Genomic DNA, 26,573 nt, shown 5'->3' with positions numbered 1-26,573 from the left:
ACTTTGAATAGCATTTCTCATAGTAGATTCTATAAGATTGTAAAGCAATAAAAATCCAGTAGCTTTTAAACTTTTATCTAATTCATCATCAATTTTAGAAATTGCACCATTCTTATTTAATAGAATTTGACCCTGTTCTAAATCTCTCAGAAAATAAAGATAATCACTAACGTCTTTAGCACGTTCGTTGAAATCATCTAAATCTAATATTTTTTTCACTCAACTGTACCTAAAATCTGATCACGGATATATTCAATACGACGAATAACTTTATTTCTAGAACTACTAGCATCACTACTAGTGTATCCTATAAATTCTTTTGAATTCAGGAAATCTACTGATGCAGGCTTGAGGTTTTCTTGTTGTCTTAAAGCTAAAGCTATACCAACAGCAAGAGATTCAAATTTAATTCGAGTTGTTGTTCTATCCTTTTTCTTCCCTTGTCTAAAACCTGTTGGAAGATACATCTCAACAAAATCAATCATTGCATAAAATTCATTTTTCATGTTTTCTAGAGTATTTGGTTCAGCTTTATTAAGTTCCTGTACATAACTATCAAGAAACTCATTAATATTTTTATTAAAACTTTGATAATTATTCAAAAAAGCAAAAAATCGTAAAACAAATTCTTGTGGTTCTACTCTCCTAATGGAGGGTTTTGTAAAAGCACAAATACTAAGAAATTTTTGGTATTTCGCTAATTCATCTATCAAATCAAGAAAAGGGCCTCTTCTAATACCTCTAATTTTTTCCATTGGATTTAATTCAACACTACCCGTATTGATTCTTTCAAATAAATCTCTACGAGTTTCTTCATCAGCATCTTCTGTGAGTTGAATCATTCTTATGGTTGTTCGTTGAAAACGTCTTTGACGTGCAATAGGTAGACTAGAAAATATAAATCCTTTCAGTTTATCTAACTTTTCTAAATCCTGTAAACATAACTCGTTATTAATAAAATTAGCTAAAGTGCGAATCCTTTGTGTTCCATCTATGATTTCTAAACGAGCTAAATCTTTGGTTTCTAAAAGATTTTCGTCTGTTGCTTCCCCTGAAGTATCTGCAACATAAGTATAAGCAATAGGTAAACCTAACAAAATAGATTCAATAAATTTAGATTGTCTTTTTTCATCCCAAATCATCGCTCTTTGGTAATCTGGAATAAATAATTCATTAGAATCATCATCAAGACCTTTTAGGTATTTTTGAACTATAACTTCAATAGGGTACTCAATTGTGTTATAGTCAACGACTTTTTTCTTGTCACGGATTTGTATCTCTGCTTCTTCCTGCATTTGTTCTGTAATGTTTTTGCTTAATAAATTGTTACTCATATTAGATTGACATATCTAAGTTATTGCATCTATGGTATCGTACTTTTGATTATTCAGTTATTGTTGTGCTGAATATAAATTTCAAAAAACCCTTATAAATAAAATACTTTAGCATTTTCCATTGCAAAATATTGCTTTAGCTGTGGCTTATGAAGTGTGATCGCACTCACTCTTCCACAACAGGCGATGTCTAAGGAATAAGAATTAAATAACATACAATTTATGTCCTTGGCTTACCTCACCCTCAATCCCTCTCCGATATATTGGAGATGGAAGCTAGATAAAAAATGAAGTTTTGCATTTTATTTAACTCACGTTCCTAAGGACAAGTCGCTACGCCTCTACGCTTTATTTTTGAGGTTTTCTGCAAAGCGATCGCTCTTTTGTTAACTATTATTTCTTTAGGGCAAAATTTCAAAGCTATCGCAGTGCTGAGGTCGATATAATCTAAAATCTCGCTGATCTAAGGTAAATATTTTTTTAATACCATAGCGTTCAGCTATAGCCATAACACTTGCATCTACAAAATCAATCCGACTATCTGCATACTCATCCAAGATTTCCGCCACACGAATCACATCTTGGTCTGTTAAAGCTACTAAACTAAAACGACTCGCAGATAGCCCTTGCAAAAAAGCTACAACTGTCGTTATACCTGCATTACGTCCTACCAAATAAGCTAATTCTGCCAATACTGTTTGGGGTAACAGAATTTGTTTTTGTTGTATATATACTGTTGCAACAACACTGTGCATTGCATCTGAACGATTCAACAATGCTACAACAAAACCCGTATCAGCTACTGCTGAGGTTATTTCCACGTCCAACCAGATTTTTCAGTAATCTCCTGTTGGAGAATATCTTCTGAGTTTGTAGCCAAATCAGGTCTTCCTGCAAATAAGCCAATTAATGGGTCAGATGCAGCATTATCAACTGTTTCTAGCAATTGGGTTTCGAGATATAGCTTAACAGCTTCACTGACTATTGATTCAGGAGATTGCCCTCGTTGACTAGCCAGATTTATGACTTTTTCTAGTAAAGTCTGTTCCAGTTTCCAGTTAAATGTAGAGTCCACCAGATAACTTCTCTCTCTTTAGTAACAAAAGATATTCTAACAAATAGGGGTTTGATGCTCACTATTATACTTTAAGTCAAATATACACAGCGATCGCTCACTCTTGCATAACAGGCGATGTCACTCGACTTGCCCGGAGGCGGAGCGTCTCCGGCTTTGCGCTACGCGTCTACACTTTGTTTTTGAGGTTTTCTGCAAGGCGATACCTACGGTGAGCTACGCTAACGCACTCACTCTTGGACAACATGCGATCGCCTACAATGCCATCATATAAACAGCGATCGCTTCTATATTTTTCACGATATCATAATATGATATCGTAAAATTGATGGTTATACTTAACTTAACTGTAAAATGGCTGTAATTGTATTGATTAAATGGATCTCAATAACAAACAATGTCAGATTTTAGAGTTAATTTTTACAAATCCTGTACCATCTAATATTCTTTGGAAAGATATTGAAAGTTTATTTATAGCTCTCGGTGCTGATATTACTCAAGGTAGAGGTTCGCGGGTTCGTGTGAAATTAAATGATGTGAAAGCTGTTTTTCACGAACCGCATCCTCAAAATGAAACAGATAAAGGAGCAGTCAAATCTGTTAGAGAATTTTTAATTAAGGCAGGAATTGAAATATGATGACTTATAAGGGATACACAGCTAGTGTAGAAGTAGATGTAGAAGCGGGAATAATATTTGGTCAAGTCCTAGATATTAATGACGTGATTACCTTTAAGGCAAAAACTGTAGATGAAGCGCGTCAAGAATTCCAAATTTCTGTTGATGATTATCTTGCTTTTTGTGAAGAACTAGGAGAAGATCCTGATAAACCATTCTCTGGCAAACTTCCATTCCGTACAACTCCAGAACACCACCGGAAAATATTTATTGCTGCTAAAAAGGCTGGCAAAAGTATAAATGCTTGGATGGATGAAATCTTAACTGTTGCTGCGGATAAAGTAATCAATACCTAGAGTCAACTTTTCTAAATATGTTTTTTGCCAAAGTGCGATCGCCTTTGACGTTTTTATGGGAATATTCAAGTTTAAATTTTTCTATGGATGCGTTAACTATCAACTTTGCTCCTGTTCTTCAAATAACAGATGAGCAATTCTTCCAGTTATGTCAGATAAATGAATTAATCAGATTTGAGCGTAATGCTGATAGCACATTGCTACTAATGCCTTTAGTCGGAGGTTTAACCAGCAACCGCAATGCTAATTTAACTGCTCAACTTGGAGTGTGGAATCGTCATGAGTCACTAGGTATAGCTTTTGGTTCTTCGGTTGGGTTTATTTTACCAAATGGGGCAGTTCGTTCTCCTGACGCATCTTGGTTAAAACGTGACAGATGGGATTCTCTCACACAGGAACAAAAAGAGGGATTTTTGCCTGTATGTCCTGATTTTGTAGTGGAATTGCGTTCTGATACTGATTGTTTAAAAAGGCTACAAAATAAAATGCAAGAGTACCAAGACAACGGTGCTAAATTAGGTTGGTTAATTAATTTAAAAAATCGGCAAGTAGAAATTTATCGTTTCGGTAGAGATGTTGAACTACTGCAATCTCCTGCTAGTTTATCAGGAGAAGATATACTGCCTGGATTTGTGCTTAATTTTGAAGATATTTGGTGAATTGATTAAAACACGAAGTGCGATGTCTACGACGGGCTATTCGGCGTCGCAACATACAAAAAGACTCAAACTACCAGTTTTTCCAACACTAACACTGATAACGCTAGTAAAGATGGCAAAGGCAGCTTGAGCAATGTCTAAGTTTATTTTACCTAATGGGGCAGGGCAGCTATTATTCGTTAAGTTCATAGGGTAGCACAGCTAGTTGTGCTACCCTACTCCAAAATCCACGCAGCCTGAAAAAAGTCGCGTTCGCAAAACATCGCATAACGATAGGTTGAATGCACAACAGAATTGGTAGCGGCATAATTGTCAACCAAATTTTCTAATTGTTGTGTTAGTGGTTGAAAATCTGCACTGCTGTAAGTACGAATCCAGTCTGCATATTGATGATTAGGAATGTCGTTACCAGCTAACTGTTCTCCCAAAAAGGCATACAAACGCATACAGGGAGACATCGCCGCAGCAGTTAAGCCCACATCTGCACCCCAAGCAGTTGCTAACAAAAAGTCAGTATAGCGGCGGGTAGCGGCTTCTGGTTTTACAGAATGCAAATTGACTCCCCACCCAGAAGCATAGCCACTATGCAGCCGCAGTTCTTCTAAAACTCCACTAACTAAGTTATGAAATGTGGTGAAACCTAACCAGTCTGGTGCTTTAGCTGCGGCGATACTGTACGCACGGGCAAAAGCTTCTAAAAAAAAAGCATCTTGCCCTACGTAGTAAGCAAATTTAGCTTGCTCAAGAGTACCATCGCCAATGCCTTGAACGAAAGGATGCTCTAGGCAAGCTTGGGCTAAGTCTTGATTTGCTGCCCATAATTCGTTAGATAAAGTCATTTGTTATTTGTCATTTGTCATTTGTTATTATCCCTCTGTTGTTTCAACTCTCACTCTTAAAAAGGGAAGAACTGGAGCAAGACTGAACCAAGACTTCCCAAAAAGTCCACGAAACTGGGTTTACCAGCACTTACCTTCTCATTTACGGGTGTTTGCAGTTCTTTAATAAAAACTTGGGCTGTTTGCGTTCCAGGGGTATTGTTTTGAGATGTAAACAATTTTTCAGCAACTTGGGCATCTTGAAATGCACCTTGTCTATCTAGTATTTGGTAACGGGCGACACCACGAGCTAAATAAGCACCCGCAAATTCTGGTTTAATAGCGATCGCTTGATTAAAATAACTAATCGCTTGCTGTTGGTTACCTTTTTGCCCTTCTGCTACACCCAAAGCATAAAATTCCTCTGGTGAAGCAATTTGTGATGGTATACCAACTGCACCTTGGAAGTTAGCACCATTCAAGTTAGCACCAGTCAGTTCTGCATTTGCTAAATAAGTATTTCTCAAATCAACACCCGCCAAATTTGCCCCACGGAATTTAGCTTGGCTCAAGTTAACGCCAAATAAACTCGCACCACTCAAGTTTGCACCCCGCAAATCTGCGCCACTCAAGTTTGCTCGGCTGAGGTTAGCACCTGTGAGATTAGCACCGCTCAAATTGGCTCCAGATAAGTCAGCCATCACTAAACCTGCATTAGTCAAATCACAGTTTTGACATTGCTTGGTTGCCAATAACTGTCTAACATGTTCAGAATTTGCTGCTTGTACGGTTGTTGCCAAACTAATCGTGGTTAAAAAGGCAGCTATAGCTAAAATTTGGTTCTTCATATTTATGTAATATTTATTACTCAGTATTTAACGTTAACTGAGACGGATTTATACCTCAGCATTATGATATGAGCAATCTGAACAGTTTGCCCTCTGTAGTTGCCTATATCACTTGTAAATTTGAGTAAACACTCACATATACCTGATTTTAAATAAATATGAGACTATAGAAGCATTAAGACAGCCATAAAAACGTGAGTCAGCAAGACAAACTCTTAGAAAAAATCCTCTCTGGGACTTCTGATACAGACATCCCTTTCGCCCAACTCTGGCAACTTTTATATCGACTAGGCTTTGAGGAACGGATTCGTGGCGATCATCGTATTTTTATCAAAGCTGATGTTGAGGAAATATTGAACCTGCAACATAAGAGAGGAAAAGCCAAAAGCTATCAAATTAAACAAGTTCGTGCAGTAATTATCAAGTATAAGCTAGGAAGTAAAAATGATGTTTCGCTATGAAGTTATTCTCTACTGGAGTGAATTAGATGAAGCCTTTGTTGCTGAAGTACCAGAATTACTAGGCTGTGCTGCTGACGGGGATACTTATCAAGAAGCTCTGCATAATGTAGAATTAGTGATGCAGGAATGGATAGAAACGGCTAAGGATTTAGGGCGTCCAGTTCCTGTGCCTAAACCGCGTTTGATGTACATTTAATTGATACACAAACCAAGTCAAACTGATTTTTTAGGAGCATCATAAATATTTAACACCATATTAGATATGGAGTAGAAAAATCTTCGCTAAAAGACCTAAAAAATTCTACCGACTGTCATTATCGTATCTAAGTTATAGATAGCGATTCTGATTAACTACACGGCTTGTAGCCAGAGAATTCAAATGCTGTTTGACATTGGCAAACTATGCCATTGAGGGAGCGGTAAAACATCATTTGTGTCAACTTAACGTAAAGCCATGTCCCGCAAGGAACTGAAGTTCCTTGCTAATAGTACAAGTCATCTGAAGATGACTAAATATAGCCAAAAATCTTTAGTCTACTTGAGTAGACTAAAGCTTGTAGCCTAGAACTTTAGTTCTAGGCGAGTGAGGAAGCCAACAGTTAAGCTATTTCTAGGCTTTTGTTGACACCAATAATAAAACATAAGCTCCCACTGTAAAAAGTAGAGTTGATAAACTACCGATTAACAAATGTTTCATAACATTGAGTTAAGGATAATCGTAGGTTGGGTTGAACGAAGTGAAACCCAACATTAAGCGTTAATTGTTGGGTTTCGTTCCTCAACCCAACCTACGCAGGTTAAGGTTTTCATGGTTAACACCAAAGGTATTGTAGTTTAAAATCGCATCATTTAGACTAGCGAGAGGCATTGCTGACGAAATTACAAGTTACAACTATGATGTCAATGGCAAACTGACTACGGCAGATATTGACAACGGCGATGCTTACTTACTCCAATGTTCTGTAAGTTCAGTGTTTTGGAGATGACAGAGAAAGTCTAATTGAAAAGGTTAGTTACTGGGAATTTTACAAATCACCATAATATGTGATTTGTATTTGTCAATACTATAGTGAATAAGTTCCAGCCCAGAACGTTCTAGTTCTTGCAAAAGTTTAGGGATTTCATACTTATGATGTCGCCAGATAGTAATTTCTTCACCTTCAGATATTTCAATTTTCTTATCTATCCCCATCCGACTGAAATTTAGAGTGTAATTATGGTGGAGTTTCATATTAGCAACTATACTATCTGTTTTTAAATCATACTTTCTCACCAATTCACAATCTTCAGATTTAATTCCAATCTTGCTTTTAACCCATCCATATATTTCTTCTACGTGATACTTGCAGCCACCTCTGACGTTTCCATCCCATTTAGAGTTAGTACCAGTTTCATTAGTGAATACCAGAAAATCATTTTTTTCCATGCTATCTCTAAAGTTTTTTAGTACCTCATCTCTATTTTGATGATTACCGATGGTAACACCTAAGTGGAAAAATATTTTTGTTGTGTTGTCAATTTCAAGGCTAGCTTTATTTTGGAATAAACTTTTGGGTACACAACTATTTTCTATGTCAATTGTGGAGCTGATGAACTCGACTAGAGGAAACCATTTGGTAAAATTATTTTTGGATACATGAAGCAATTCCTCGCTGATATCTAAAGCTATATATTTATTAATTTTTCCTAGTTCACTAAGTTTTTTGATAAATTTTTTAACTGGATATGAATTTCCTGCACCAACATCTACAATATTGACTTTATTCCCAATTTTAATATTGCCATTCAAGTATTGAAAATTATCCTTTAAAAGTTCAATTTCTACATTTGATGTTCGATACCATGTTGGAATCACATATTTTCGATAAAAATTATCCCATATTTTTGCTCCTCTACCTTTATAAGAATACTTTAAAGGAATTTCTCGTCTAACTTCTAATGCATGAATTATCCCTAAAACTTCTTCTTCGGAAAAAATAGAGTAGAACTCAGAACTTGGCTTTGCTGTGCGATTGATAGCAGTTGACATATCCGAGGGAAGTTGGGAATTGCTATGAAAATTTTGAGCCATTATTCTTGTTCTTTGGTTTTCTTCGGTATTTAAGATTAGCCGCAATGCTTGCCAAAGAGGTATTTTCCCATACCGTTGTCCCAAAATTTGGCATTTCCACCATAAATAGATGACACATTTCCCCCTCTCAACTGGCTAATTGTTTTTTTACAATCAAAATACGAGATAATTTTCCAAAGACACAGGGGTGAATTCCAGTGGTTCAGCAACCAGAACTCCAGGAAACTTCGTCGATACAGTCAATCCAGCGTGTGCTTAAGAGTTTAAGCACTTACCGATGGACTTCGCTAGGAGCATTGGTCAGCCTGTTGCTGTTGACGATCGCAAACGCACTTACCCCACAACTATTTCGGTGGGGAATTGATCAAGGCATTATCCAACAAAACCTCCAAATTGTGCTATATAGCGCCGCCTGGATGGTACTCGCCGCGATCGCTCGTGGTGTATTTAACTTCGGACAAAGCTATCTAGCAGAAGCAGCGTCTCAAGGTGTAGCTTATGAGCTGCGAAACAAAATTTTCAGCAAAATTCAAAATCTCAGTTTTAGTTATCATGACCAGGCGCAGACTTCCCAACTGTTAACCCGTGTCACCAGCGACATAGAGCAGATCCGTACCTTTGTTGGCACTAGCTTAATTCAGGTCGTCGGTTCAATTGTGACATTAGTGGGTATTTCAGTGGTTTTGCTGGTGATGAACTGGCAACTAGCACTGATTACGCTAACCGCAGTGCCCCTAAATGCATGGTTGATGGCACAATTTGTCACTCGGAATAACAAACTTTTTCGGCAAGTACAAGAGCAACTAAGCGACCTTAATGCTGTATTGCAAGAGAACTTATTAGGAATCCGGGTGGTAAAAGCGTTCGTCCGGGAATCAACCGAAAGGTCGCGTTACACGACTATGAATGATGGTCTAGTCAAGGCAAACATGAAGACCATTAGCGCCATCCACAATACCTTCCCCTTTATCTTTTTGGTGAGTAACTTGGTAACACTGGCAGTTTTCGGCTACGGGGGAGCGCAAGTGATTGGGAATCAGTTCTCCATTGGCGAACTAGTGGCGTTTAACTCTTACCTAGCCTTGATTCTCCAACCAATTTTGTTGATTGGATTTGCTGCACCTGCGATCGCTCAATCAGCTGCTTCCGCCGAACGAGTCTACGAAGTTGTAGATGCGGAAGTAGAAATTCGCGATCGCCCTGGTGCTGTCCCATTTGACACCTGTGGCGGTAGAATCACCTTTGAAAATGTTTCCTTTCGCTATCCAGGAGCGACAACTGAAACTCTCAAAGAAGTTTCTTTTGAAACGAAGCCCAACGAGCTGATCGCCGTTCTCGGGATGACTGGTTCGGGAAAAAGCACAATTATGAACTTAATTCCCCGCTTTTACGATGTCACAGGGGGAGCGGTTCGTATTGACGGACGAGATGTAACAGGTTTCACACTCAAAAGCCTCAGATCGCGGATTGGCATTGTATTTCAGGAAACCACCCTCTTCTCTGGCACAATCCGCGAAAATATTGCCTACGCAAAACCCAATGCAACCCTAGATGAGGTGATTGAGGTTGCCAAAACTGCCCAAATGCACGATTTTATCAGTAGTCTACCCGATGGCTACGAGACGATTGTGGGTGAACGGGGCGTAGGCTTGTCTGGTGGACAAAAACAACGAATTGCGATCGCTCGTACCTTACTGACCGATTACAGCATTCTGATTTTGGACGATAGCACCTCGGCTATAGATGCTAAAACAGCTGCCCAGATTCAAGCCGAACTAGATAGCTTAATGCGTCAAAAAGCTTGTACAACTTTTGTAGTAGCTCAACGCATCAGCACCGTCAAGAATGCCGATCGCATTTTTCTTATGGACAAAGGACGATTGGTAGCACAAGGCACTCACGAGGAATTAATGCAAACCAGCCCCCTCTACGGTGTGATTTTGGAATCTCAAGTAAAGGCAAAAGAAAAAAATGATACCAAACTAAAATAAATAGTCTTGCGTAATATTTTTATTACAGCCTGGTAATCAAGGCAAAGATTTTTAATCCAAAATCCAAAATCTAAAATCCAAAATTGCTATGAGAGGCACAGTTCCCGTTGTTGCATCTGAGCAGGCGAGTCAACAAATTTCCACCCTGCGGCGCTTTTTGCAATACCTGCTACTTTATCGCAAAGAAATTCCCATCGCCCTGACATTAGTATTTATTGGTGCCATAACCCAAGCAATTGGGCCGTTTTTCATCGGCTGGTCGATTGATCACCTAATTGCACAAGGGAATTTGCAGGGACTACTAATGTTATTAGGGCTACTAGCGCTGAACTATGGACTTGGTGTCCTGGCAATCCGGGGTCAAATTATTCGAGTCGGCTGGATTATGCAGCGATTGCTGGCTCAACTGAGGCAAGATATTTTTACTAAAATCCAAAGTCTGCCCCTGAGCTTTTTCGATCGCAGCGAAGCAGGCGATTTAATGAGCCGCCTGCTGAATGATGTCAATACTGTAAATCAGGCATTTGGACTGACGATCGCCCAAATGCTGGGCAACAGTTTTAGTTTGGTAGGCATCATCATTGCAATGCTATCAATCAACCTGCAACTCGGTTTGTTGAGCAATCTGGTTGTGCCACTAATGATTTTTACCACCAGCTTATTTGCACGTTGGGCAAGAGCCAGATTTCGCGTTACCCGACAAACTATTGGGGAGCTTTCGGCCAAGTTAGAAGAAGATATTGGTAGCGTCAGAGAAGCACAGGCATTTAATCGTGTACAGATGAATATTGAAGAGTTCGACGTTCTTAACGCTGCCAATAGAGATGCTAACGTCGAGGCTGTAGCAATTACTTCGGCCTTTTTGCCCTCCATTGATTTTCTCAACACACTAGCAACCGCAGGCGTGCTGGCTTATGGTGGCTATCTTGCGGTTACTGGATCTGCAACAGTGGGTGTGGTGACAGCCTTTTTACTTTACGTCCAGCAGTTCTTCCGCCCGATCCAAATTCTCAGCCAGTTTTACACCCAAGCTCAATCTGCCTTCGCCGGATTAGAGCGAATCTTTCTATTGCTAGATGAACCGTCACAACTCAAAGACGCACCCGATGCTACAGAAATGCCGCCTATTCAGGGTGAGGTGACATTATCAAATGTCAAGTTTGGCTATAACCCAGATCAACTGGTTCTCAAAGGGGTGAATTTGCACGCCTATCCAGGGCAGATGGTTGCATTAGTAGGGCCGACCGGTTCGGGAAAAAGTACAATTATTAACTTAATTTTGCGCTTCTACGATGTGTCTGGTGGTGCAGTCAGAATTGATGATATTGATGTGCGTAGTGTTACTCAAGCAAGTCTGCGGCGACAAATTGGCATCGTTCTGCAAGACAATATTTTGTTTAGTGGCACTGTAGCCGAAAATATAGCTTTTGGCGCTCCTTACGCCACTCAAGCTGATATCGAAGCGGCTGCACAGTTGGCAAATGTGCATGAGTTCATTACCTCACTACCACAAGGTTATACAACTCAATTGGGTGAACGGGGCGCACCCTTGAGCCAAGGACAGCGACAACTAATCAGTATTGCTCGTGCGGTGTTGATTAATCCCCGAATTCTGATTCTTGATGAAGCAACCAGCAGCATTGACACGCGTACAGAAGCGCTAGTACAAACTGCGATCGCTCGTTTGCTGCAAGGTCGTACCAGCTTCGTAATTGCCCACCGCCTCAGTACAGTTACCCAGGCAGATCAGGTATTAGTAATTCAGCAGGGACAAATTGTAGAGCAGGGTACTCACGCCGAACTCATCAATCAGCAAGGTGTCTATGCCAACCTTTATGCCCTGCAACTGGGTGCAGCAGACACAACGGTTTCAGGATAACTGGGGTTAAGTTAGCTGGTGCGAGTAGCCAGACAGTAGCCAACAGCGTTAGTTGACAATAGTAACACAGAACAAGATGAACACCCAAAGTAACAACACTGGTACTGCTTACACTTCCCCTAGTGTCGAACTTATGTTAGAAAGCGAACGTGTTTATAAAGCCTTTTGTCGAGCTATCCAACGGAGTACAGGGCTAAAAGGAACTGCTCTGAAACAAAGGATTGAAGAATGCCATAGCGCTACTTATAAGCTATTGTTTGGAACTGATGATAAACAAGAGCTAAACACGATGGAACAAGTTTTTCTGAATAGGCAACTTTGGTTAGCTGTTGTGACCATTGCAGGCACTAAGGGCGTGAGTGCAAAAGAACTACTAGAGGGCTTAGAGCTTCCGTTGTTTCCGTGAACTGATACACTAGCCGCTTTAGTCTTAAGTTGACAAAAATCTTGATGTCTAGTGGTGTGGGATATGCTTGAGTGAGTGTAAACAACGTAACTAAAAGATACTTATGGATAATTACAAACGATATTATGAGCAGAAGTATGGAAAACAAACGAAGAAAGATAATAACAACAGACACACGAAAACACCGAAGCCTAAATCTTTATCTTTAGGGGCAAAAATTCTGATAACTTTGTTGTTCACACCTCTATTGTTTCAGTTGTTTCTAGTGATTACTAACGTTTACTTAGAAAATAACCTAGAGCGAAATATACAAACAGGTCTGACTCTAGCTGCAATAGTAGGTGTAATCGTAGAACACAGAGTCAACAGCAGAGAGAAGTAACCGAAGTTGACCAAGCTAAAGCTGTTTGTCTCCAGGTGTCTGGTGTCTCTAGGTGGGGACAGAAGGTGAGGACAGCCTCAAAGCTTTACACAGCAAGGGTTGTCTCAGGTGTCCCCAGATGTCTCCAGCTTTTAGAGACTTTGACGCACTTCTGAATAACATGAGCTATGCTTGTCCCCTTGTCACTTATCCTTTGTACCCACTATATGCTCTAACTCTTTTAAAACTAGAGACAGGTGGAGACAGTGGGGACAGTAGTCTAGGGGCTTGATACAGCAACAGTTTCAGATGTCCCAAGATAGTGTCTCAAGGTGGGGACAGCAGCAGAGGTGGGGACAGCACAGAAAAAGAAAAGGGCGCTCCTCTTCAGTAAGCACCCGTTGTTCGTTTTTCTGGCAGTGTGGGCTTAGAAGTATTCCTCCTGTGGGATGTTCTCTACTGTCACCTTCACATCATCAGAGTTTGTATTGTCTAGGGTTGGTCTGTACCAGTAGCGCCCCTTTACTCCGTTGTGTCTGGCTTCTTTTTTTGTACACCCAAGCTTCTTAAGTATGCTTGTAATATCACCTTGAGCCTTCTTGTCATTACATCTGCTTAAGTCAAACCCTAGCCCGTGTTCCATGATGTCTCTGAGGGTGCAAGGGTTGTGTTGGTGCAGGTAGCTAGAAATGGCATCAGTCCAAGGATTTTCTTGCTCGTATTGGGTTGTGTCTTCTGCTGCTTTGACCGCCTCAACCTCAGTTAACCACCATTGCTCACCACTGAGGAACAAGGCTAAGACTGCGCTCCAGACATCATCTCTCATTCCAGCTACAGCAGTGCGGTCTATAGCGTCATTTACAGGTACAACCCAAAAGCGCTGATTACCCGTGCTGTCTGAGAGAAATTCACTCTGGTTAGTCGTGCCACAGATGACAAAATGCCTGTTGTATTCCTCTGGTTCACTGGCATAAGGGCGGCGGAATGTGTCAGACGTAATGCTCATGAAGCTTTTGATAGCTGCCACTGCTTTTTTACTGAATGCGTTCTCTATCTCGCCGTATTCACAGCACCAGCTACGAGTCATCGAAAGCAGTTGGTCTACCTCGCTCTTGTGTTCACCCACTGTTTGAAAGAACTCACCGAAGAGTGCAGCAAAGAAAGTGGTTTTACCTATGCCTTGCTTACCTTGCAACACTAAAGCGTTGTCAGCTTTGCATCCTGGGTTTAGCGCACGAGCTACAGCAGAGACTAACCAACGGCGGATGTAAAGCCTATGCAGTGGGTTAAATACTCCCATAGCTTGATACAGGGCGCTAAGTATAGGCTCTGGGTTAGAGGCAGCAGTGAGACTTTGGAGATAAGCACGAGCAGCATGATAAGGATTCTCTTGAGCTTTCACAGAAGCAATACGTTTGAAGCTGTCAAAAGGTAGGTCTATATCAAGCTCTCGCTCACATATATCGTGCAGCCTCTCAATACTACAGTGTTCACCTCTGAACCTAAGCTTATTCCTCATCTCATCCCACTGAAGATTACCATCAAAGTAGTTGTCTAGGGCTTCTCTCATTAAGTTGCTCTTGCTTCGGTTGCCTCCATTACTTTTAAGTGTAATCGGGCGCTCTGTTCCTTTGTTTGCACTAGCTAAAGTGCTTGTTATTTCAGCTTCAGACAAGCCTATCTCTAAAGCTACCGCTCTAAGAACTTCGTCTATTGTCTCTAGTTTGTCTGGAAATGCCCCTGCAAGTGTATACTTTAGCGTGTTGAGTTTGCTATTGCGCTCACCTTCAGGAGCTTTTCTCAGCTTGTTGGCGAAAGCGTCAAGTGTGTCAATAAAGTTAGCATTAGCAGGCACAGCGATAGTTTGTTGTTGGGCTACTGCCTTAGTGTTGGGCTTAGGTTTAGCTGTCTCTAGCTCATTTACATCAGACATGATTTCATCTAACGTGTAGGTCAAATCTAAGGTGTTAACTAACCCAACTAACGGCGCGTCTCCATCAACAGAGTAAGTAGGCTTCATGTTGTATGTGCCAGGTAAGCGCAGTACTCTAGCCAAGTCACTACATTGTTTATCCGCGCCAGCTTCCGAACCGTAGTGCGCTATCAGTCGTTTTACTATGGATTTATACTGCTCTCGCGTCATGACTATAGGCTCCTTGAGAACCCAGTAGGCATGACCTTTACCAGGGCTGCTTTCGTCTACTATGGTTGGCTTTAGGTGAAAGTCTGTCGGTAGCTTGCCATCGAAGTCTAAGGGTATGCAGCGTACAGCTTGGATGGTGTCATTATTTCGGTTGCCTTCACCATCAGTGACTTGAACAGCGACGAACACACCAGCGCCCTCATTGTTTAGCTTGGTTATTCTGTCCCAAGAATTTTTTAAGGTGTCGTGCCAGAGTTGGGTTAAACTTTTGTCTTTGCGGTCGCTGTTGTCATCAAATGTTTGGAAAGTAACCTCTGCATTCTCTTGCCCACAAAGATAAGAGATGTAGGCTTGGGCTTGCGTGTAGTCTTGAGTTTGAGGTATATTGGAAGAAATATTTTTCATTAGTTTGGCGCTCCTAGCTCCTGATTATGTGTTTTTGAATGAGAGCCAGCTTTGGTTGCCGCCTTAGCTGGCTTTTGATTTTGTGTCGTCTTAGGCTGTCTCTAGTCCTCCTCAGTGAACAAGTGCAGCACGTCATCCAGATACACCATGCCGTTGTGTTCTCTCACTGGATTACCGTTGAGGTTAACTATGGTTTCATCGCCAAGCTTCACTCGTGGTAGCGCTCTGTAGCCTTCCATCACCAGCGCTTCGGCTAATGTTGGGAAGTCTTTTGTTATTTGTTCAATGTCTTCAGTGGTGTATCGGCGAGAGTAAATACCAGGCTGGATGCGAACTCTGAAGCTTTCATCAGCCCTTAGCTCAACAACAAGCCCACCTATTACTTGTTCAGTAGTCTGCATTTCTTTTGTTCTAGCTTCTGCGTACTTCTTTACGGTTGGGTATTCAGTCTCACGTAGCTTGATGTCCTCTCTGATGCACTGCTTGACGTAAGTGTTCATAGCCTTAGAGTCAATCATCTGTAGCTGCATGAAGTCTTCTGTGTCATCAATCCAAGTAAGGAAGTCAGAAGTAGTGTACTGAGAGTAATCTACAGCGTCTACTACAGCCTGTGCAGCGTCCATCTGTGCCTTATACTCTCGCTGCATCTGTGCCTTGCTCTTAGGTTTGACCTTCTGCCCAGAGACGGCGCTTTCTATAGCAGCCTGCTCTTGTGCTTCTTGCTGAAAGTAGAATGTTTCTCTGGTTGGTGGTTTCTTGCCTTTAGCTTTAGCCTGTTCTACAGCCGTCTCGTAGTTTAGTGGTAAAGTCTCAGCCACTATATCTATAGTTGTCTCTGCTGGCTCGTGAACGCAGTGAACACCCAAGTCTTCAAATCTCTGTTCAAACGCTTCATGAGTAAAACTGAACACGCTATAGTCAGTGCTGGTGACAGGTAAAGAAGATTGGGCATTAGGCATTGGAAGAGTGTAGCCGCCGTTGAGTTGGTTAAACACTGCTTGCCGTAGTTCTACCTCAGTCAGTTGTCCATAGTCATCTCCATACTCTTCTTTACAGCGTTCTAAGCTCCATTCTTCATGAACTCGCTTGTGTAGGCTCTCTAAGTAGTAGCGCTCTATGTCAGCTTCAGAAGTATTCCCTACGCAGAAGTTGATGAAGGTTGCTGTACTCTTTAGTTGTTGTAGTTCTCTGGTTGTGCGCCAGTCTTCTTGAAAGTTGTCCTTAGCGCCCCACTTATCTATATAAGCTTGGGTGAGAAACTTGAGAGTGCGCTTACCTAGAGCCTGTAAAACCCAGTGAGAGGGTGCTTTCTTGAGACGGCTGTAGATTGTACTTGTCTTCTTGTCAGTGGCTTGTGAGTAGTCTTTTATAGTAAGTAGTCCTGTCATAAGTTAGTTTGCCTCGCTGCTGTTTAATAACAATTGCCGAATGTAAGCGCTAAGTGAAATCCCCTGTTTAGCTGCTGTAGCTCTAAAGCTTTCTATTTGTTCTTGACTCTCAAAGTAAATCTCTGCTGATGCCCCATACTTACGTCGTCTACTCATCTAAAGCCTCCTTACTTGTGTTTAGTTAACTCAGGACAGACGTTTATCCGTCCCTACTTATGAATATGTGGATAGGATTTTGAGGACTTGACCGAACCACAGCCCTACACTTTTAGTAGTGATTGCCGAACCTCAGCTAACACTCATGCTGTGTTCCTTCCAATAGCCCTCTAAGCTCCTCTAGCAAGCGTTTGCAAGCGTCATACCTTGGGCTAGTCTTATGCTCTGGTGAATTAGCCTCAGTTTCCCAAGCGCTCACTACAGATTCGAGGTCATCTCTTAGACTCACCAGAGCATCACCATCCATGTTCTCTGGAATGCGGAAGGTCTTAGTCTTCTGTCCTTTGTATTTACTTCTGCGATCGCCGCCCCAGGTTGTCTTTAGACTGCCCATGTTTCACCTCGATAGCTGGCTTAAGTTAACTGGTGAAGCTATCCTCATGTTCGCTACACTCACGCCTCACTTGGTTGACACAATCAAGAGCAAAGTAAAAGCTCAAGCCAGTCTTTCTTCTTCTGCCAGCTTCCGCCCCTCTTCTGCCCAAGCTTGCCTTCTAATATGGCTGCTATACTCCAGCCACTTTGGTAGAGTTCTCTTAGGGCGTTCACTTGTTCAAAAGTCACGTAAACACCAGTCAAAGGTGAGTTTTCTAGCATCTGTTGAACGCTCTGAACGTCTGAACACTGGCTCTCTGTAGGGATTTCAGCCGTTTCTACCTCTGAACTTGGGTTGAACTGGGAAGTCGGTAGTAAATGTGTTTGGACAGAGGTAGGGCGTAGGGCTGGCTTATCATCTACCAGACACACCTGCTTACCGCCTCGCTCTAGCCAGTCAACTAGTGAGGTGTTCTTAAGCAATTGCGCCCTATCTATTGCACTCTGACCTAAGTAAACGCGCACAAAGCAACTATCTCTTAAGCTGCTGTCGCCCTCTAAACCCAAGTTCTTTACTGTGTCATTCTGCGCCACCACAGCAACGAAGCGTTTAACCCTACGCCCTCTCTTAGCTTGCTTTGCTATCCAATCACGAGCGCAGTCTATCTCATCAACCAAAGCTGGCATTTCTTCAGCCACAGTAAGGTAATACTTGGGTTGCCACCTATTACCAGCCTGTTTCCTCTCCTGTGTTAGGTCTTCTATGGCGTTTAAATCCGCCTGCATCTGCTCACCTATGCTGCTGTAGCTCTCAAACAAAGAACAGCTAGAAAGAGAGCGCAAGTAAAGCCAGTCATCTACAGTGCAGTCATTGTCATATATTTTGTAGTGCCAACTGTAGCCCAACACTGATGCAAAAGCCTGCACAAAAGTACTCTTACCTGCGCCAGTGCCGCCCACAATGAGTAGGTGCTTATCTTCTGCCTGCCAATAGCTCACCACATCAGAGATTATGTCAGCTTCTACAGGTTTAATGTTTTCTACTGTAAGTGTTTGCTTCCTTGACAGCAGCCCGTTATACCATGCTATCGACTGCTTACGGTCTATGATGCCTAAGTCTTCAGAGATGGCTGAGAGTGTGCTGTCATCTTGCGCCAATCTAAAGCCCACTAAGCTGCAAGCAAGCCCAGCTACAGCAGCAGACAGCCTACCTACGCCCTTATTCTGTAGTCCTACTGTGGGCAATAGCAAAAGACTAGCCACACCTAAGCCCAATACACCTGCCTTAGTGCTTTGCTGTAGTCTCAAAAGTGTTCTTACGAAGCTTACTGGATATTCACTGCGTTCACTTTGCATAACTACAGCCCTCCCAACACTACGCCATACTATAGTTTTTCAGTCCACATGAGCCAACGAAAACAGGGGTAAATGTCCACACATTAGCGCCACAAAAGTACCCAAAGGTTTACTGCTGCGTTGTTTGGGCTTAAGTTCCTACAGTGGAATGATTACCTTTGAGTATTCATACCTACCCGCTTTAGTGTTCGCTGCACTCACGAGCCACTAGCAATCTTAAGAGAACTTGTGGCGAGTACCTTAGATTAACGCCCCTTTCTCTTGCTGCTGTCCCATGCTAAGGACACTTAACCCAAATCTAAGGCACTTGTGTTAGCTGTAGGTCTTCCTCTTCCTCTTGCCCCTTTCTTGTGAAGCTGTAGAAAACCTTAGCTTTGTTGAGGCAGCGTAAGGTTTTAGACACACTCCTGTATTCGGCGCAATCTTTAGGTAATTGCTGACGATACACTTCTAAGCTTACGGATGCTGACCATAAAAGCTGAGTGGTGTTTCTGCTCACTTATCACTCTCCTTACTGTTGTTGCACTCCAAAGTTTACCCTGCTTACAAGAGATTGGGAACTTCTAAGCTACTTACACAACCTGCGTAATGTCTCATGATTATCTCTGGGCTGTTGCCAACCCACCTAGCTATCTGAGGAATAGGTACGCCAGCCTCTATGCACTCGCTAATGAATGTGTGGCGAGTGTTGTAGAGACAACGATAGCGCTGTACTTTGCCTTCGTCTACTAAAGTTGTAACTATACCTCTGTAAAACTTCTGACCATCCTTTCGCCCTTTCCATACTTTATTTGTAAACTCGCTGTTATGCACTGGCAGACCTGTAGGCGAGGTAAACACCAGAGAATCAGAACTTGGGTTAGTTGGTCGAATAGACAAGAGCAGGCTGGACAACTGTTGATTACAAGGAAAACGCCTACTTACGCCAGTCTTTGTAATCTTCCTAAGCTTAAGCTCACCATCGTAAGACTCACAAAAAGTAATCTGCGTGCAAGCTGAGTTGATGTGCTTCCACTGGAGGGCGATAGCTTCACCTGTGCGACAACCAGTGAGAAACAAAAACTGAACAAAAGATAAGTAGTGGGGCTTGCGTTGGCGAAAAGCTTCTAAGATTGCAGTGCGTTCTTCTGAGGTGAATGGGTCTATGGCTCTCTGGTGCTTAGGTTGTCTCACATCAGCAGCCATGCCAGCAAAAGGATTAACAGTTATTATCCCAGACTTCACAGCCCATGCACAACACGCTGCTAAACTTCTGAGTACTTTCTTTGCTGTAGCCGCGCTCAAGTTTAGAAGTAAGTAGTCTCTGATTACGATGGCTTCAGTTAAGTTTCTGGTTGGTAGCTTTCGCAGGTGGTAGGGAAACTTTCGTAAGTAATCTTTTCTGTAGGTTGTCTCAGCTAACTGGTGTCTTTTGTACTCGGCATACCCAAACCAAAGCTCTATCAGGTCAGGTGTTTGCTTTTGTGTTACTACAACTGTCTTGGGTCTAAACTGTTGTTTGTATCGCTCTAAAGTAGGGTCTAGCTGCCCTGTCTTAATATCTTCTTCTATCTGCCAAGAGACTACCTGCGCCTTCTTAAGGTTTTCTGGTGTTGCGCCCAAACCTGTGCTAATGTAGCGTGAGCTTCCGACGGCGATAGCTCTCGGTAATCTCAGCCTTAGCTTACCTGCTTTGTTTTCTATGCCCACTTCAGTAGCCATTGAGTAGCCATTCCGCGATAACTGGGGTTAACTGATAGGCTGGTGACTACTTCTCATGAGGCACACAGACACCCAAAGCTTACTGTGCCGAATATGCCAATCTTTATGCCCTACAACTAGGTGCAGCAGACACAACGGTTCTTCAAAACGAAAAGTAAAATATATATAGCTCTAATTTATCAATTGCCAGAAAAAAATGAAGCTACCTGACCTCGATTCACAAACCATCGATCGCATCATTGAAATGGCATGGGAAGATAGAACATCTTTTGATGCTATTGAGGCTCAGTTTGGGCTGCTAGAGAAACAGGTAATCGCCCTAATGAGGCGCGAAATGAAAGAATCTAGTTTCCAGATGTGGCGAGAGCGAGTCACCAAACGCGATACAAAGCATTTATCTAAGCGAGAATTTATTGCAGGTCGGTTTAAATCGCACAATCAAAAAACGTAAGTAAGTGGGAGAGCGATCGCTCTTTTGTGATATGTTCAATTAAAATATCGTCCAGAACCATCAAAGGCTAAAGTGCTGTAGAACAAATAAGCCCGCGATCGCGCTTCGCCCTGTCGCAGGCATCGCGAAGCATCAATTGAGTGAAAACTATCAAAATCAGAAGCACAATGACGAAAGTTACACTCTACATTGCAGCTAGTTTGGATGGCTACATCGCTCGCAGTCATGGCGGAATTGATTGGCTATCAATCCTTGATATAGAAGGTGAAGACTACGGTTACACAGCTTTCTACGAATCGATTGATGCTATTGTGTTAGGTAGCAAAACCTATGAAGTAGGGCTTGGTTTTGATGAATGGCCTTATCCAGAAAAAAAATCCTTCGTTTTCACCCAGCGCCCTCTCCAATCTGACCGTGAGGACATTATATTTGTTTCTGACACAGTAAAGCCTGCCTTAGCAAATATAGAGGCTCAAGGTTATGAAAACATCTGGTTAGTTGGTGGTGGAGCATTAATCAATTCGTTTCTTCAGCACAGCTTGATTGACGAATATATTATTTCAACTATTCCAATTATCTTAGGTGGCGGTATACAGCTTTTCCCACCGCCTAGCCCTGAAGAAGAATTGGAACTGATTAGCTCAAAACAATATTCTACCGACTTACTTCAAGTACATTATAGGCGAAAACAAAAGGTTTAAAAAATTCATAATTCATGATTACGCGACTGCCATCATTAGGCAGTGGAATCATATCATGTTCAGTTTAACACTTATCATTATGATTGACGTGAGTAAATTTTAATGATATATGATTAGCTGGACTTGATATCAAACCCTTTTTAATTACGAATTACGTTAGCGCAGCGTAAAGCCTTCTCTTGTGCCAAGGGGGAGACGCACTCGCACTCGAGACGCTCTTGCTAGCTTGCTTCCACGTTCGCGGAGCGTGCCGTAGGCAAGTGGTACGGCATGGCAACGCTTAGAGCAAGTCAGACGCTCCTGCGTCGCTAACGCTGCGCTATCGAGCCTCATTACCAATTACGAATTACCAATTAGCTAAAGAAGCTTCTGAACAGCGTTGCTGAAGTCCTCGTAAGGTGAAACTCCTACGAGAGTTTCTGCTAAAACACCATCTTTAAACATTAAAACTGCTGGAATACTGCGAAGACCGAATCTTTTGAAAATTGGCTTGTTGCTGTCAACGTCTACCTTAACGACTTTGGCGCGACCTTTGTATTCCTCCGCAAGTTGATCCATTAACGGACTGACCAAGCGACAGGGGCCACACCATGTAGCAGTAAAATCAACAACAACAACTTTCTCTTCACTTCCATTTAAAACAGTATCAAATTCACTTTCTTGAACGTAAGCAACTATGTGAGTATCTGTAGACATTTTTTAATCCTTTAGTGTCAAACTAAAATTTCAGCAAAAAGCTAACTATACAAACTATACTCCCTTCTGCCTGTCAGATTCACTAGTTACCTACATTGGTGAACCTCCACAGCTGATTTTTGCTTAAGTTCAATCGAACTATGTTAAGTAATGTAAAATTATTGGAATCGAGTTCGTAGTAAGGATTTCAGTCCTTCTTTTAGGACTAAAGTCCTTACTACAAACCTTTAATTATTTACGCCGTTTTACTTAGTAGCGTGGATTTAATAACCTACAACTTTCTTACGTAGGGTGCGTTAATCCACCCTACCAACCGACCTAATCCAAAAACCCATACCTTAAGGCGTAGAGGCGTCAAGAGTCATTCTCTGGATCAAACAGTTCTAACAACCCAATTGTGCCTACGAAAAAAGTATAAGTAGCATATTTTATTGGCATCTTTTTTCTTGAAGGTGCATAAAAAGCTGCTATAATGCTTTCCATAAAATGGCTAGTCATGGCAAAACGCTCAATCCAAAAAATTGGATTAAGGCTGCTTGGTAGATTAGTATTAGTTATTACTGCATAAATATTCCATGATTCCAATCCAATCGCGCTTGTTATAAGCACTGTAGATATAATTTTTATAAATGTAAAAATATCTCTTTTTATAAGCTTTAATTTCATATCATTCACAAAAAATTGTTTAAAATATCTAGCAATACTCGGTGAAGTAACAGACAAGTTCATCTGTGAAGAGTTATGCAAAAACTCTCTAAAACTGTTATTTAGCCGTATCCTCTGTGGTAGCCTGCGGCAAGCCGATTCTCTACGAGACGCTTTGCGTAGCTTGTTTCGATCTAGGAGTATGCGTCTAGGTTTTTCCGGTACTCATGCGTAAGTCCTATGTATTATCTAAAATTCCCCTCAAGTCAACCAATCTTATATCATGATTTCCATTTTTGTAAAAACCTCTAAAAATACGGGCATGGTATAATTAAGCCTGCAATACCCGTAAACACTACTACCGCAAGGCGGAAGCCAAAAGTCACGCATAACTGTATTTCAAGCTTTTGCGCCATTTGAAATGATGAACCAGCGCTGCGGGAGGGTTTCCCTCCGCAGGCGACTGGTGAACCCGAAGGGTATGTTTATTTACGCTGTGCTGTACTACAAGTAATGAAGATTAAAACAGTGAACAGTCAACAGTTATCAGTTATCACGGTTTGAATCGGGGATTTAACCCCGACTTAAATACACCACTTGTATTGGTGGGGGACTCTGACTCCCAACTGATAACTGATAACTGTTAAATCACCAGATATTTAAAAAATGGTGAAACTGTGGAATAATACATAGGTGCTAAATTTAATTGCATTCAGTAGATTGATAAAAATCTAAAGCTATGATTGCTCAACATTACAACTCAACTCGTGTTGAAAATAACTTTCTTAAACAAATCAAGATTAAAGAAAATCAGCTAAAAATTGCACAAGAATCTAATATGCTCCATGTAGCAGAAGCATTACAAAATGAATTATTAAAGTTACAAGGTCAATTATCAGAGTTGCAAGACGTTGAAGTTCAAGCGTTGATGAGTTTACTAGACGATTAAGATTATAAATTTATGTTGCAAAGTTTATTGAAACACAAAAAGTCTGTTATTGGAAGCAGAGCATAGTGATTGTGATGACTGGGGCTTCTAAGGTTTCATAAACGCATGATGATTTTTACCTAATTAAGATATTAGGGTTTTGCTGAGTATGTGGTCTTTTTATCTGCGGTAGTGAATCAATCTTAAGAACAGGTTTAATTGAGCGCAGTTGCCTTAGCCTAAGAATTTGAATTTCTTTCTCAATCGAATTTTTTCCTTGCCTAAAAAATTCTTGAGAGTTATATGGAACTAAGTCACGGGATAAATGTTGAGCTTGTGCTGGAGTCAAACTAGGAAGGGGTTGTTCAGCATTGGCAGAAGTTTGTATAGCCAGTAAAAAAGCTGTTGATAGCACCAAGGGTTTTATTTTTATACATCCGGTGAATATCAGGTTTAACATGATTGATACATCTATTGCATGAATGCTATTTTAAACCATCTTATGTTGGTCTGATTATAAGCAAAGTACACTTATTGCTTTACTAATTACCTCCCACAAATGGGTGAATTAATCAGCTAAAGCTTTATCGAACAGCAATATTGGCATCAGTCGTCAGAATACAGGAAAGGTATTCTGACAAAGATTGCGAATAGCGCAGACTATACCTTTCCTCAGTCGTCTTTAGACTACTTTCGCTATTAGACTGGTGAATTCATTCTGAGGCGGGCTAGATGAGAATGAATAGCTCAATAGTAAAATACTTGCTTGCTTCTTACATGAACGGATAAAACTTGAGACAAGCAGTAGAAATCAGTATTATAGAAGATTGGCGGATCTCGTAGCTCCCTTTGGGTTGGTTGCCGATAGATACATTAGGTTAATCCAGCTTCAAGGTTTCTTTTGGAGAAGCGATGCCAACTTTTAAAGAGGCTACGCTTACGCTAAGACAATAAAGATGTTCGCACAACAAAGGTTTAATACTAATCTGATAGACTATCTTAAATTTGAAATTATAAAAACTGGTAGCTCAGGGCTGATAACTAAACTATGAGTGAAGCCTTATTCTGTATCGAAAATCTGCGAGTTGCCTATCCTGGGCGCAGTGGAGAAGAAGCAACCTGGGCGGTTGATGATGTATCTTTCACCTTGCAACCAGGTGAAAGAATGGGATTGGTGGGAGAGTCGGGTTGTGGTAAGTCAACTATAGGACGGGCAGTAATGCGTTTACTACCAACCTCTAGTCGGATTGAGGGACGGGTGACATTTCAAGGACAGTCGGTGTTTGACTTGATGCCTAACCAGTTGCGGAAATTTCGGGGAGAAACGATCGCCTTAATTTTTCAAGATCCCATGACACGCCTCGATCCGTTAATGACGATTGGTAAGCATTGTATTGAAACCCTCCAGGCGCACTCACCAGAATTATCAACGCAAAAAGCCAAAGAAAAAGCACTTGCTACCTTGGCAAAGGTGAATATTCCAGCTAGTCGTTGGAATCAGTATCCCCACGAGTTTAGCGGTGGAATGCGTCAACGGGTAGCGATCGCTTTAGCTTTACTCCTCAACCCCAAGTTAATTGTTGCCGATGAACCCACCACCAGTTTAGATGTTACCGTTTCCGCGCAGATATTGAAAGAATTAACTCGTCTGTGCGGTGAAGAAAACATGGGATTGTTGCTGATTTCTCACGATTTGGCAATGGTGGCTGAGTATTGCGATCGCATTGGCGTCATGTACAACGGTAAGATGGTGGAAATGGGTTCTACAGAAACCGTATTTAGACATCCTCAACATGAATACACGCGATCGCTCTTAAAAGCAGCTTTACATATTCAAGCAGTAAAAGATAACGGAGAATTGATAATTGCCAATGACTCAGAAAAGCAATTACCAATTATTAATGAGAAATCCCCAATTTTGAGTCTTACAGAACTCAAGCAACACTACACCATAGAACCTAACTTTATCGAACGACTGTTTAACACACAAGTAGAGACAATTAAAGCAGTAGATGGTATCAACCTAGATATTTATCCCGGAGAAATTCTCGGCTTAGTTGGGGAATCCGGTTGTGGGAAAAGTACACTATCACGAACAATTTTGCAACTAATTCGTCCTACGAGTGGCAAAGTTGAGTTTTTAGGACAGGATTTAACTAAACTGTCGCGTCAAGAAATTCGCTCCTCGCGGCGACAAATACAAATGGTTTTTCAAGATCCCCATGCTTGTCTCAATCCAGCGATGACAGTGGGACAAAGTGTTGCTGATCCTTTATTTATCCACAATCTAGCCGATCCCGTTAAGGCAAAAGAACAGGTTTTGTGGATGCTAGAGAAAGTTGGGTTAACACCGCCAAAAGTGTATTATGAGCGTTATTCATCAGATTTGTCTGGGGGACAACAGCAAAGAGTTGCGATCGCTCGTGCTTTGATTACTCACCCTAAACTTTTGATCTGCGATGAACCAGTGAGTATGTTAGACGCTAGCGTGCAGTCGCAAGTGCTGGATTTGATGTTGCAATTAAAGGAAGAGTTTGAGTTAACTTATCTGTTCATCACTCACGATCTTTGGTTAGCTCGATTTTTGTGCGATCGTATTGCCGTGATGAATGGCGGTAAAATTGTCGAACTTGGTCTGACAAAAACCATTTTTGCTAATCCTCAGCACCCTTATACCAAAACCTTACTAGCTGCTGCCCCTTTACTAGCACGCGCTTAACCAAACAAAGCGAGGAGTTATAAATTACTAACT

General features: G+C 41.4%; 30 protein-coding genes. 13 read left to right on the top strand and 17 right to left on the bottom strand.

The genetic code is table 11. The features are described from left to right. The 4 genes from ACFFAP_RS05045 to ACFFAP_RS05030 all read right to left on the bottom strand — a co-directional run. A partial coding sequence (locus tag ACFFAP_RS05045) for an MAE_28990/MAE_18760 family HEPN-like nuclease (RefSeq protein ID WP_375510192.1) occupies positions 1 to 219 on the bottom strand: 219 nt, incomplete at its 3' end. After that, entirely contained in the window at positions 216 to 1,334 is a 1,119-nt protein-coding gene (locus tag ACFFAP_RS05040; protein WP_375510191.1) for a DUF262 domain-containing protein, read from the bottom strand. The genes ACFFAP_RS05045 and ACFFAP_RS05040, both read right to left, overlap by 4 nt. 401 nt (positions 1,335 to 1,735) lie before the next feature. After that, the gene (locus ACFFAP_RS05035) at positions 1,736 to 2,155 is read right to left on the bottom strand and encodes a type II toxin-antitoxin system VapC family toxin (protein ID WP_375510197.1); all 420 of its coding nucleotides are present in this window, start codon (positions 2,153 to 2,155) and stop codon (positions 1,736 to 1,738) included. Further along, complete coding sequence (locus tag ACFFAP_RS05030) at positions 2,146 to 2,409, bottom strand: hypothetical protein (protein WP_375510190.1); 264 nt, start codon at positions 2,407 to 2,409, stop codon at positions 2,146 to 2,148. The genes ACFFAP_RS05035 and ACFFAP_RS05030 overlap by 10 nt, the downstream gene beginning before the upstream one ends. Positions 2,410 to 2,786: 377 nt before the next feature. Between ACFFAP_RS05030 and ACFFAP_RS05025 the strand changes: the two genes are divergently transcribed. The 3 genes from ACFFAP_RS05025 (at position 2,787) to ACFFAP_RS05015 (ending at position 4,041) form a co-directional block, all read left to right on the top strand. Next, positions 2,787 to 3,047 (top strand): type II toxin-antitoxin system HicA family toxin, encoded by a 261-nt coding sequence (locus ACFFAP_RS05025; protein ID WP_375510189.1) that lies wholly within the window; start codon positions 2,787 to 2,789, stop codon positions 3,045 to 3,047. Beyond that, complete coding sequence (locus tag ACFFAP_RS05020; RefSeq protein WP_375510196.1) at positions 3,047 to 3,382, top strand: type II toxin-antitoxin system HicB family antitoxin; 336 nt, start codon at positions 3,047 to 3,049, stop codon at positions 3,380 to 3,382. Before ACFFAP_RS05025 ends, ACFFAP_RS05020 begins: the two co-directional genes overlap by 1 nt. An 83-nt stretch (positions 3,383 to 3,465) precedes the next feature. Then, positions 3,466 to 4,041 (top strand): Uma2 family endonuclease, encoded by a 576-nt coding sequence (locus ACFFAP_RS05015; protein WP_375510195.1) that lies wholly within the window; start codon positions 3,466 to 3,468, stop codon positions 4,039 to 4,041. A gap of 215 nt (positions 4,042 to 4,256) precedes the next feature. On the opposite strand, the gene ACFFAP_RS05010 is transcribed toward ACFFAP_RS05015, so the two are convergent. Together ACFFAP_RS05010 and ACFFAP_RS05005 are read right to left on the bottom strand one after the other, a co-directional pair. Further along, on the bottom strand, positions 4,257 to 4,880 hold the full coding sequence (locus ACFFAP_RS05010; protein WP_375510188.1) for a TenA family protein: 624 nt from the start codon (positions 4,878 to 4,880) through the stop codon (positions 4,257 to 4,259). Positions 4,881 to 4,936: 56 nt separating this feature from the next. Beyond that, a complete protein-coding gene (locus tag ACFFAP_RS05005; protein WP_375510187.1) occupies positions 4,937 to 5,707 on the bottom strand; it encodes a pentapeptide repeat-containing protein in 771 nt (256 codons plus the stop codon). Positions 5,708 to 5,901: 194 nt separating this feature from the next. On the opposite strand from ACFFAP_RS05005, the gene ACFFAP_RS05000 reads away from it, so the two are divergent. Both ACFFAP_RS05000 and ACFFAP_RS04995 read left to right on the top strand, forming a co-directional pair. Beyond that, positions 5,902 to 6,168 carry a type II toxin-antitoxin system HicA family toxin gene (locus tag ACFFAP_RS05000; protein WP_229472132.1) on the top strand — a complete coding sequence of 89 codons (267 nt, stop codon included), beginning with the start codon at positions 5,902 to 5,904 and terminating at the stop codon, positions 6,166 to 6,168. Next, complete coding sequence (locus ACFFAP_RS04995; protein ID WP_375510186.1) at positions 6,152 to 6,364, top strand: type II toxin-antitoxin system HicB family antitoxin; 213 nt, start codon at positions 6,152 to 6,154, stop codon at positions 6,362 to 6,364. The genes ACFFAP_RS05000 and ACFFAP_RS04995 overlap by 17 nt, the downstream gene beginning before the upstream one ends. A gap of 813 nt (positions 6,365 to 7,177) precedes the next feature. On the opposite strand, the gene ACFFAP_RS04990 is transcribed toward ACFFAP_RS04995, so the two are convergent. Continuing rightward, the gene (locus tag ACFFAP_RS04990) at positions 7,178 to 8,239 is read right to left on the bottom strand and encodes an L-histidine N(alpha)-methyltransferase (RefSeq protein WP_375510194.1); all 1,062 of its coding nucleotides are present in this window, start codon (positions 8,237 to 8,239) and stop codon (positions 7,178 to 7,180) included. Between the two features lie 197 nt (positions 8,240 to 8,436). Here ACFFAP_RS04990 and ACFFAP_RS04985 point away from each other — a divergent pair, with 197 nt between their 5' ends. The 4 genes from ACFFAP_RS04985 (at position 8,437) to ACFFAP_RS04970 (ending at position 12,897) form a co-directional block, all read left to right on the top strand. After that, positions 8,437 to 10,230, top strand: a complete 1,794-nt coding sequence (locus ACFFAP_RS04985) for an ABC transporter ATP-binding protein (protein ID WP_375510185.1) — start codon at positions 8,437 to 8,439, stop codon at positions 10,228 to 10,230. An 88-nt stretch (positions 10,231 to 10,318) separates the two neighbouring features. After that, positions 10,319 to 12,109 carry an ABC transporter ATP-binding protein gene (locus ACFFAP_RS04980; RefSeq protein ID WP_375510184.1) on the top strand — a complete coding sequence of 597 codons (1,791 nt, stop codon included), beginning with the start codon at positions 10,319 to 10,321 and terminating at the stop codon, positions 12,107 to 12,109. A gap of 76 nt (positions 12,110 to 12,185) precedes the next feature. Continuing rightward, complete coding sequence (locus ACFFAP_RS04975; RefSeq protein WP_375510183.1) at positions 12,186 to 12,515, top strand: hypothetical protein; 330 nt, start codon at positions 12,186 to 12,188, stop codon at positions 12,513 to 12,515. A gap of 103 nt (positions 12,516 to 12,618) precedes the next feature. After that, complete coding sequence (locus ACFFAP_RS04970; RefSeq protein WP_375510182.1) at positions 12,619 to 12,897, top strand: hypothetical protein; 279 nt, start codon at positions 12,619 to 12,621, stop codon at positions 12,895 to 12,897. Positions 12,898 to 13,303: 406 nt separating this feature from the next. On the opposite strand, the gene ACFFAP_RS04965 is transcribed toward ACFFAP_RS04970, so the two are convergent. The 7 genes from ACFFAP_RS04965 to ACFFAP_RS04935 form a co-directional block, all read right to left on the bottom strand. After that, a complete protein-coding gene (locus ACFFAP_RS04965) occupies positions 13,304 to 15,424 on the bottom strand; it encodes a VapE domain-containing protein (RefSeq protein WP_375510181.1) in 2,121 nt (706 codons plus the stop codon). Positions 15,425 to 15,525: 101 nt separating this feature from the next. Continuing rightward, on the bottom strand, positions 15,526 to 16,812 hold the full coding sequence (locus tag ACFFAP_RS04960) for a hypothetical protein (RefSeq protein WP_375510180.1): 1,287 nt from the start codon (positions 16,810 to 16,812) through the stop codon (positions 15,526 to 15,528). Positions 16,813 to 16,815: 3 nt separating this feature from the next. Then, the gene (locus ACFFAP_RS04955) at positions 16,816 to 16,968 is read right to left on the bottom strand and encodes a hypothetical protein (RefSeq protein WP_375510179.1); all 153 of its coding nucleotides are present in this window, start codon (positions 16,966 to 16,968) and stop codon (positions 16,816 to 16,818) included. A gap of 136 nt (positions 16,969 to 17,104) precedes the next feature. After that, positions 17,105 to 17,362: a hypothetical protein gene (locus ACFFAP_RS04950; RefSeq protein ID WP_375510178.1), complete on the bottom strand. Its 258-nt coding sequence runs from the start codon at positions 17,360 to 17,362 to the stop codon at positions 17,105 to 17,107. 83 nt (positions 17,363 to 17,445) lie between these two features. Then, a complete protein-coding gene (locus ACFFAP_RS04945) occupies positions 17,446 to 18,699 on the bottom strand; it encodes an ATP-binding protein (protein ID WP_375510177.1) in 1,254 nt (417 codons plus the stop codon). Between the two features lie 298 nt (positions 18,700 to 18,997). Continuing rightward, a complete protein-coding gene (locus ACFFAP_RS04940) occupies positions 18,998 to 19,198 on the bottom strand; it encodes a hypothetical protein (protein WP_375510176.1) in 201 nt (66 codons plus the stop codon). 44 nt (positions 19,199 to 19,242) lie between these two features. After that, positions 19,243 to 20,400 carry a tyrosine-type recombinase/integrase gene (locus ACFFAP_RS04935; protein WP_375510175.1) on the bottom strand — a complete coding sequence of 386 codons (1,158 nt, stop codon included), beginning with the start codon at positions 20,398 to 20,400 and terminating at the stop codon, positions 19,243 to 19,245. 196 nt (positions 20,401 to 20,596) lie between these two features. On the opposite strand from ACFFAP_RS04935, the gene ACFFAP_RS04930 reads away from it, so the two are divergent. Together ACFFAP_RS04930 and ACFFAP_RS04925 are read left to right on the top strand one after the other, a co-directional pair. After that, positions 20,597 to 20,851 (top strand): TIGR03643 family protein, encoded by a 255-nt coding sequence (locus tag ACFFAP_RS04930; protein WP_375510174.1) that lies wholly within the window; start codon positions 20,597 to 20,599, stop codon positions 20,849 to 20,851. 167 nt (positions 20,852 to 21,018) lie between these two features. Then, on the top strand, positions 21,019 to 21,552 hold the full coding sequence (locus tag ACFFAP_RS04925; RefSeq protein ID WP_375510173.1) for a dihydrofolate reductase family protein: 534 nt from the start codon (positions 21,019 to 21,021) through the stop codon (positions 21,550 to 21,552). A 357-nt stretch (positions 21,553 to 21,909) separates the two neighbouring features. On the opposite strand, the gene trxA is transcribed toward ACFFAP_RS04925, so the two are convergent. Both trxA and ACFFAP_RS04915 read right to left on the bottom strand, forming a co-directional pair. After that, a complete protein-coding gene (gene trxA, locus ACFFAP_RS04920) occupies positions 21,910 to 22,248 on the bottom strand; it encodes a thioredoxin (protein ID WP_375510172.1) in 339 nt (112 codons plus the stop codon). A 354-nt stretch (positions 22,249 to 22,602) separates the two neighbouring features. Beyond that, positions 22,603 to 22,914, bottom strand: coding sequence for a hypothetical protein (locus ACFFAP_RS04915; protein WP_375510193.1), 312 nt, complete (start codon positions 22,912 to 22,914; stop codon positions 22,603 to 22,605). A 718-nt stretch (positions 22,915 to 23,632) separates the two neighbouring features. On the opposite strand from ACFFAP_RS04915, the gene ACFFAP_RS04910 reads away from it, so the two are divergent. Further along, positions 23,633 to 23,842, top strand: coding sequence for a hypothetical protein (locus tag ACFFAP_RS04910; protein ID WP_375510171.1), 210 nt, complete (start codon positions 23,633 to 23,635; stop codon positions 23,840 to 23,842). A 115-nt stretch (positions 23,843 to 23,957) separates the two neighbouring features. Here the strand turns inward: ACFFAP_RS04910 and ACFFAP_RS04905 are convergent, their stop codons facing one another. Next, positions 23,958 to 24,281 carry a hypothetical protein gene (locus ACFFAP_RS04905; RefSeq protein ID WP_375510170.1) on the bottom strand — a complete coding sequence of 108 codons (324 nt, stop codon included), beginning with the start codon at positions 24,279 to 24,281 and terminating at the stop codon, positions 23,958 to 23,960. A 588-nt stretch (positions 24,282 to 24,869) separates the two neighbouring features. On the opposite strand from ACFFAP_RS04905, the gene ACFFAP_RS04900 reads away from it, so the two are divergent. Then, on the top strand, positions 24,870 to 26,540 hold the full coding sequence (locus ACFFAP_RS04900) for a dipeptide ABC transporter ATP-binding protein (RefSeq protein WP_375510169.1): 1,671 nt from the start codon (positions 24,870 to 24,872) through the stop codon (positions 26,538 to 26,540). Positions 26,541 to 26,573 lie beyond the last annotated feature (33 nt).

Origin of the sequence: uncultured Nostoc sp., assembly GCF_964245575.1 — a bacterium.
In the GTDB taxonomy this organism is placed as follows: Bacteria; Cyanobacteriota; Cyanobacteriia; order Cyanobacteriales; family Nostocaceae; genus Nostoc.
The sequence above is the reverse complement of the archived record's forward strand: the minus strand, read 5'-3'. Positions and strand labels throughout refer to the sequence as shown.

Excerpts from the sequence above, each read along its gene's own strand:
- ACFFAP_RS04955 (WP_375510179.1), bottom strand. The coding sequence starts at position 16,968 with ATGAGTAGACGACGTAAGTATGGGGCATCAGCAGAGATTTACTTTGAG.
- ACFFAP_RS04900 (WP_375510169.1), top strand. The coding sequence starts at position 24,870 with ATGAGTGAAGCCTTATTCTGTATCGAAAATCTGCGAGTTGCCTATCCT.
- ACFFAP_RS05040 (WP_375510191.1), bottom strand. The coding sequence starts at position 1,334 with ATGAGTAACAATTTATTAAGCAAAAACATTACAGAACAAATGCAGGAA.
- ACFFAP_RS04960 (WP_375510180.1), bottom strand. The coding sequence starts at position 16,812 with ATGACAGGACTACTTACTATAAAAGACTACTCACAAGCCACTGACAAG.
- ACFFAP_RS04990 (WP_375510194.1), bottom strand. The coding sequence starts at position 8,239 with ATGGCTCAAAATTTTCATAGCAATTCCCAACTTCCCTCGGATATGTCA.
- ACFFAP_RS05025 (WP_375510189.1), top strand. The coding sequence starts at position 2,787 with ATGGATCTCAATAACAAACAATGTCAGATTTTAGAGTTAATTTTTACA.
- ACFFAP_RS04965 (WP_375510181.1), bottom strand. The coding sequence starts at position 15,424 with ATGAAAAATATTTCTTCCAATATACCTCAAACTCAAGACTACACGCAA.
- ACFFAP_RS04935 (WP_375510175.1), bottom strand. The coding sequence starts at position 20,400 with ATGGCTACTGAAGTGGGCATAGAAAACAAAGCAGGTAAGCTAAGGCTG.
- ACFFAP_RS04970 (WP_375510182.1), top strand. The coding sequence starts at position 12,619 with ATGGATAATTACAAACGATATTATGAGCAGAAGTATGGAAAACAAACG.
- ACFFAP_RS04905 (WP_375510170.1), bottom strand. The coding sequence starts at position 24,281 with ATGTTAAACCTGATATTCACCGGATGTATAAAAATAAAACCCTTGGTG.
- ACFFAP_RS04950 (WP_375510178.1), bottom strand. The coding sequence starts at position 17,362 with ATGGGCAGTCTAAAGACAACCTGGGGCGGCGATCGCAGAAGTAAATAC.
- ACFFAP_RS04915 (WP_375510193.1), bottom strand. The coding sequence starts at position 22,914 with ATGAAATTAAAGCTTATAAAAAGAGATATTTTTACATTTATAAAAATT.
- ACFFAP_RS05010 (WP_375510188.1), bottom strand. The coding sequence starts at position 4,880 with ATGACTTTATCTAACGAATTATGGGCAGCAAATCAAGACTTAGCCCAA.
- ACFFAP_RS04930 (WP_375510174.1), top strand. The coding sequence starts at position 20,597 with ATGAAGCTACCTGACCTCGATTCACAAACCATCGATCGCATCATTGAA.
- ACFFAP_RS04945 (WP_375510177.1), bottom strand. The coding sequence starts at position 18,699 with ATGCAAAGTGAACGCAGTGAATATCCAGTAAGCTTCGTAAGAACACTT.
- ACFFAP_RS05015 (WP_375510195.1), top strand. The coding sequence starts at position 3,466 with ATGGATGCGTTAACTATCAACTTTGCTCCTGTTCTTCAAATAACAGAT.
- ACFFAP_RS05020 (WP_375510196.1), top strand. The coding sequence starts at position 3,047 with ATGACTTATAAGGGATACACAGCTAGTGTAGAAGTAGATGTAGAAGCG.
- ACFFAP_RS04925 (WP_375510173.1), top strand. The coding sequence starts at position 21,019 with ATGACGAAAGTTACACTCTACATTGCAGCTAGTTTGGATGGCTACATC.
- trxA (WP_375510172.1), bottom strand. The coding sequence starts at position 22,248 with ATGTCTACAGATACTCACATAGTTGCTTACGTTCAAGAAAGTGAATTT.
- ACFFAP_RS04995 (WP_375510186.1), top strand. The coding sequence starts at position 6,152 with ATGATGTTTCGCTATGAAGTTATTCTCTACTGGAGTGAATTAGATGAA.
- ACFFAP_RS04910 (WP_375510171.1), top strand. The coding sequence starts at position 23,633 with ATGATTGCTCAACATTACAACTCAACTCGTGTTGAAAATAACTTTCTT.
- ACFFAP_RS04980 (WP_375510184.1), top strand. The coding sequence starts at position 10,319 with ATGAGAGGCACAGTTCCCGTTGTTGCATCTGAGCAGGCGAGTCAACAA.
- ACFFAP_RS04975 (WP_375510183.1), top strand. The coding sequence starts at position 12,186 with ATGAACACCCAAAGTAACAACACTGGTACTGCTTACACTTCCCCTAGT.
- ACFFAP_RS05005 (WP_375510187.1), bottom strand. The coding sequence starts at position 5,707 with ATGAAGAACCAAATTTTAGCTATAGCTGCCTTTTTAACCACGATTAGT.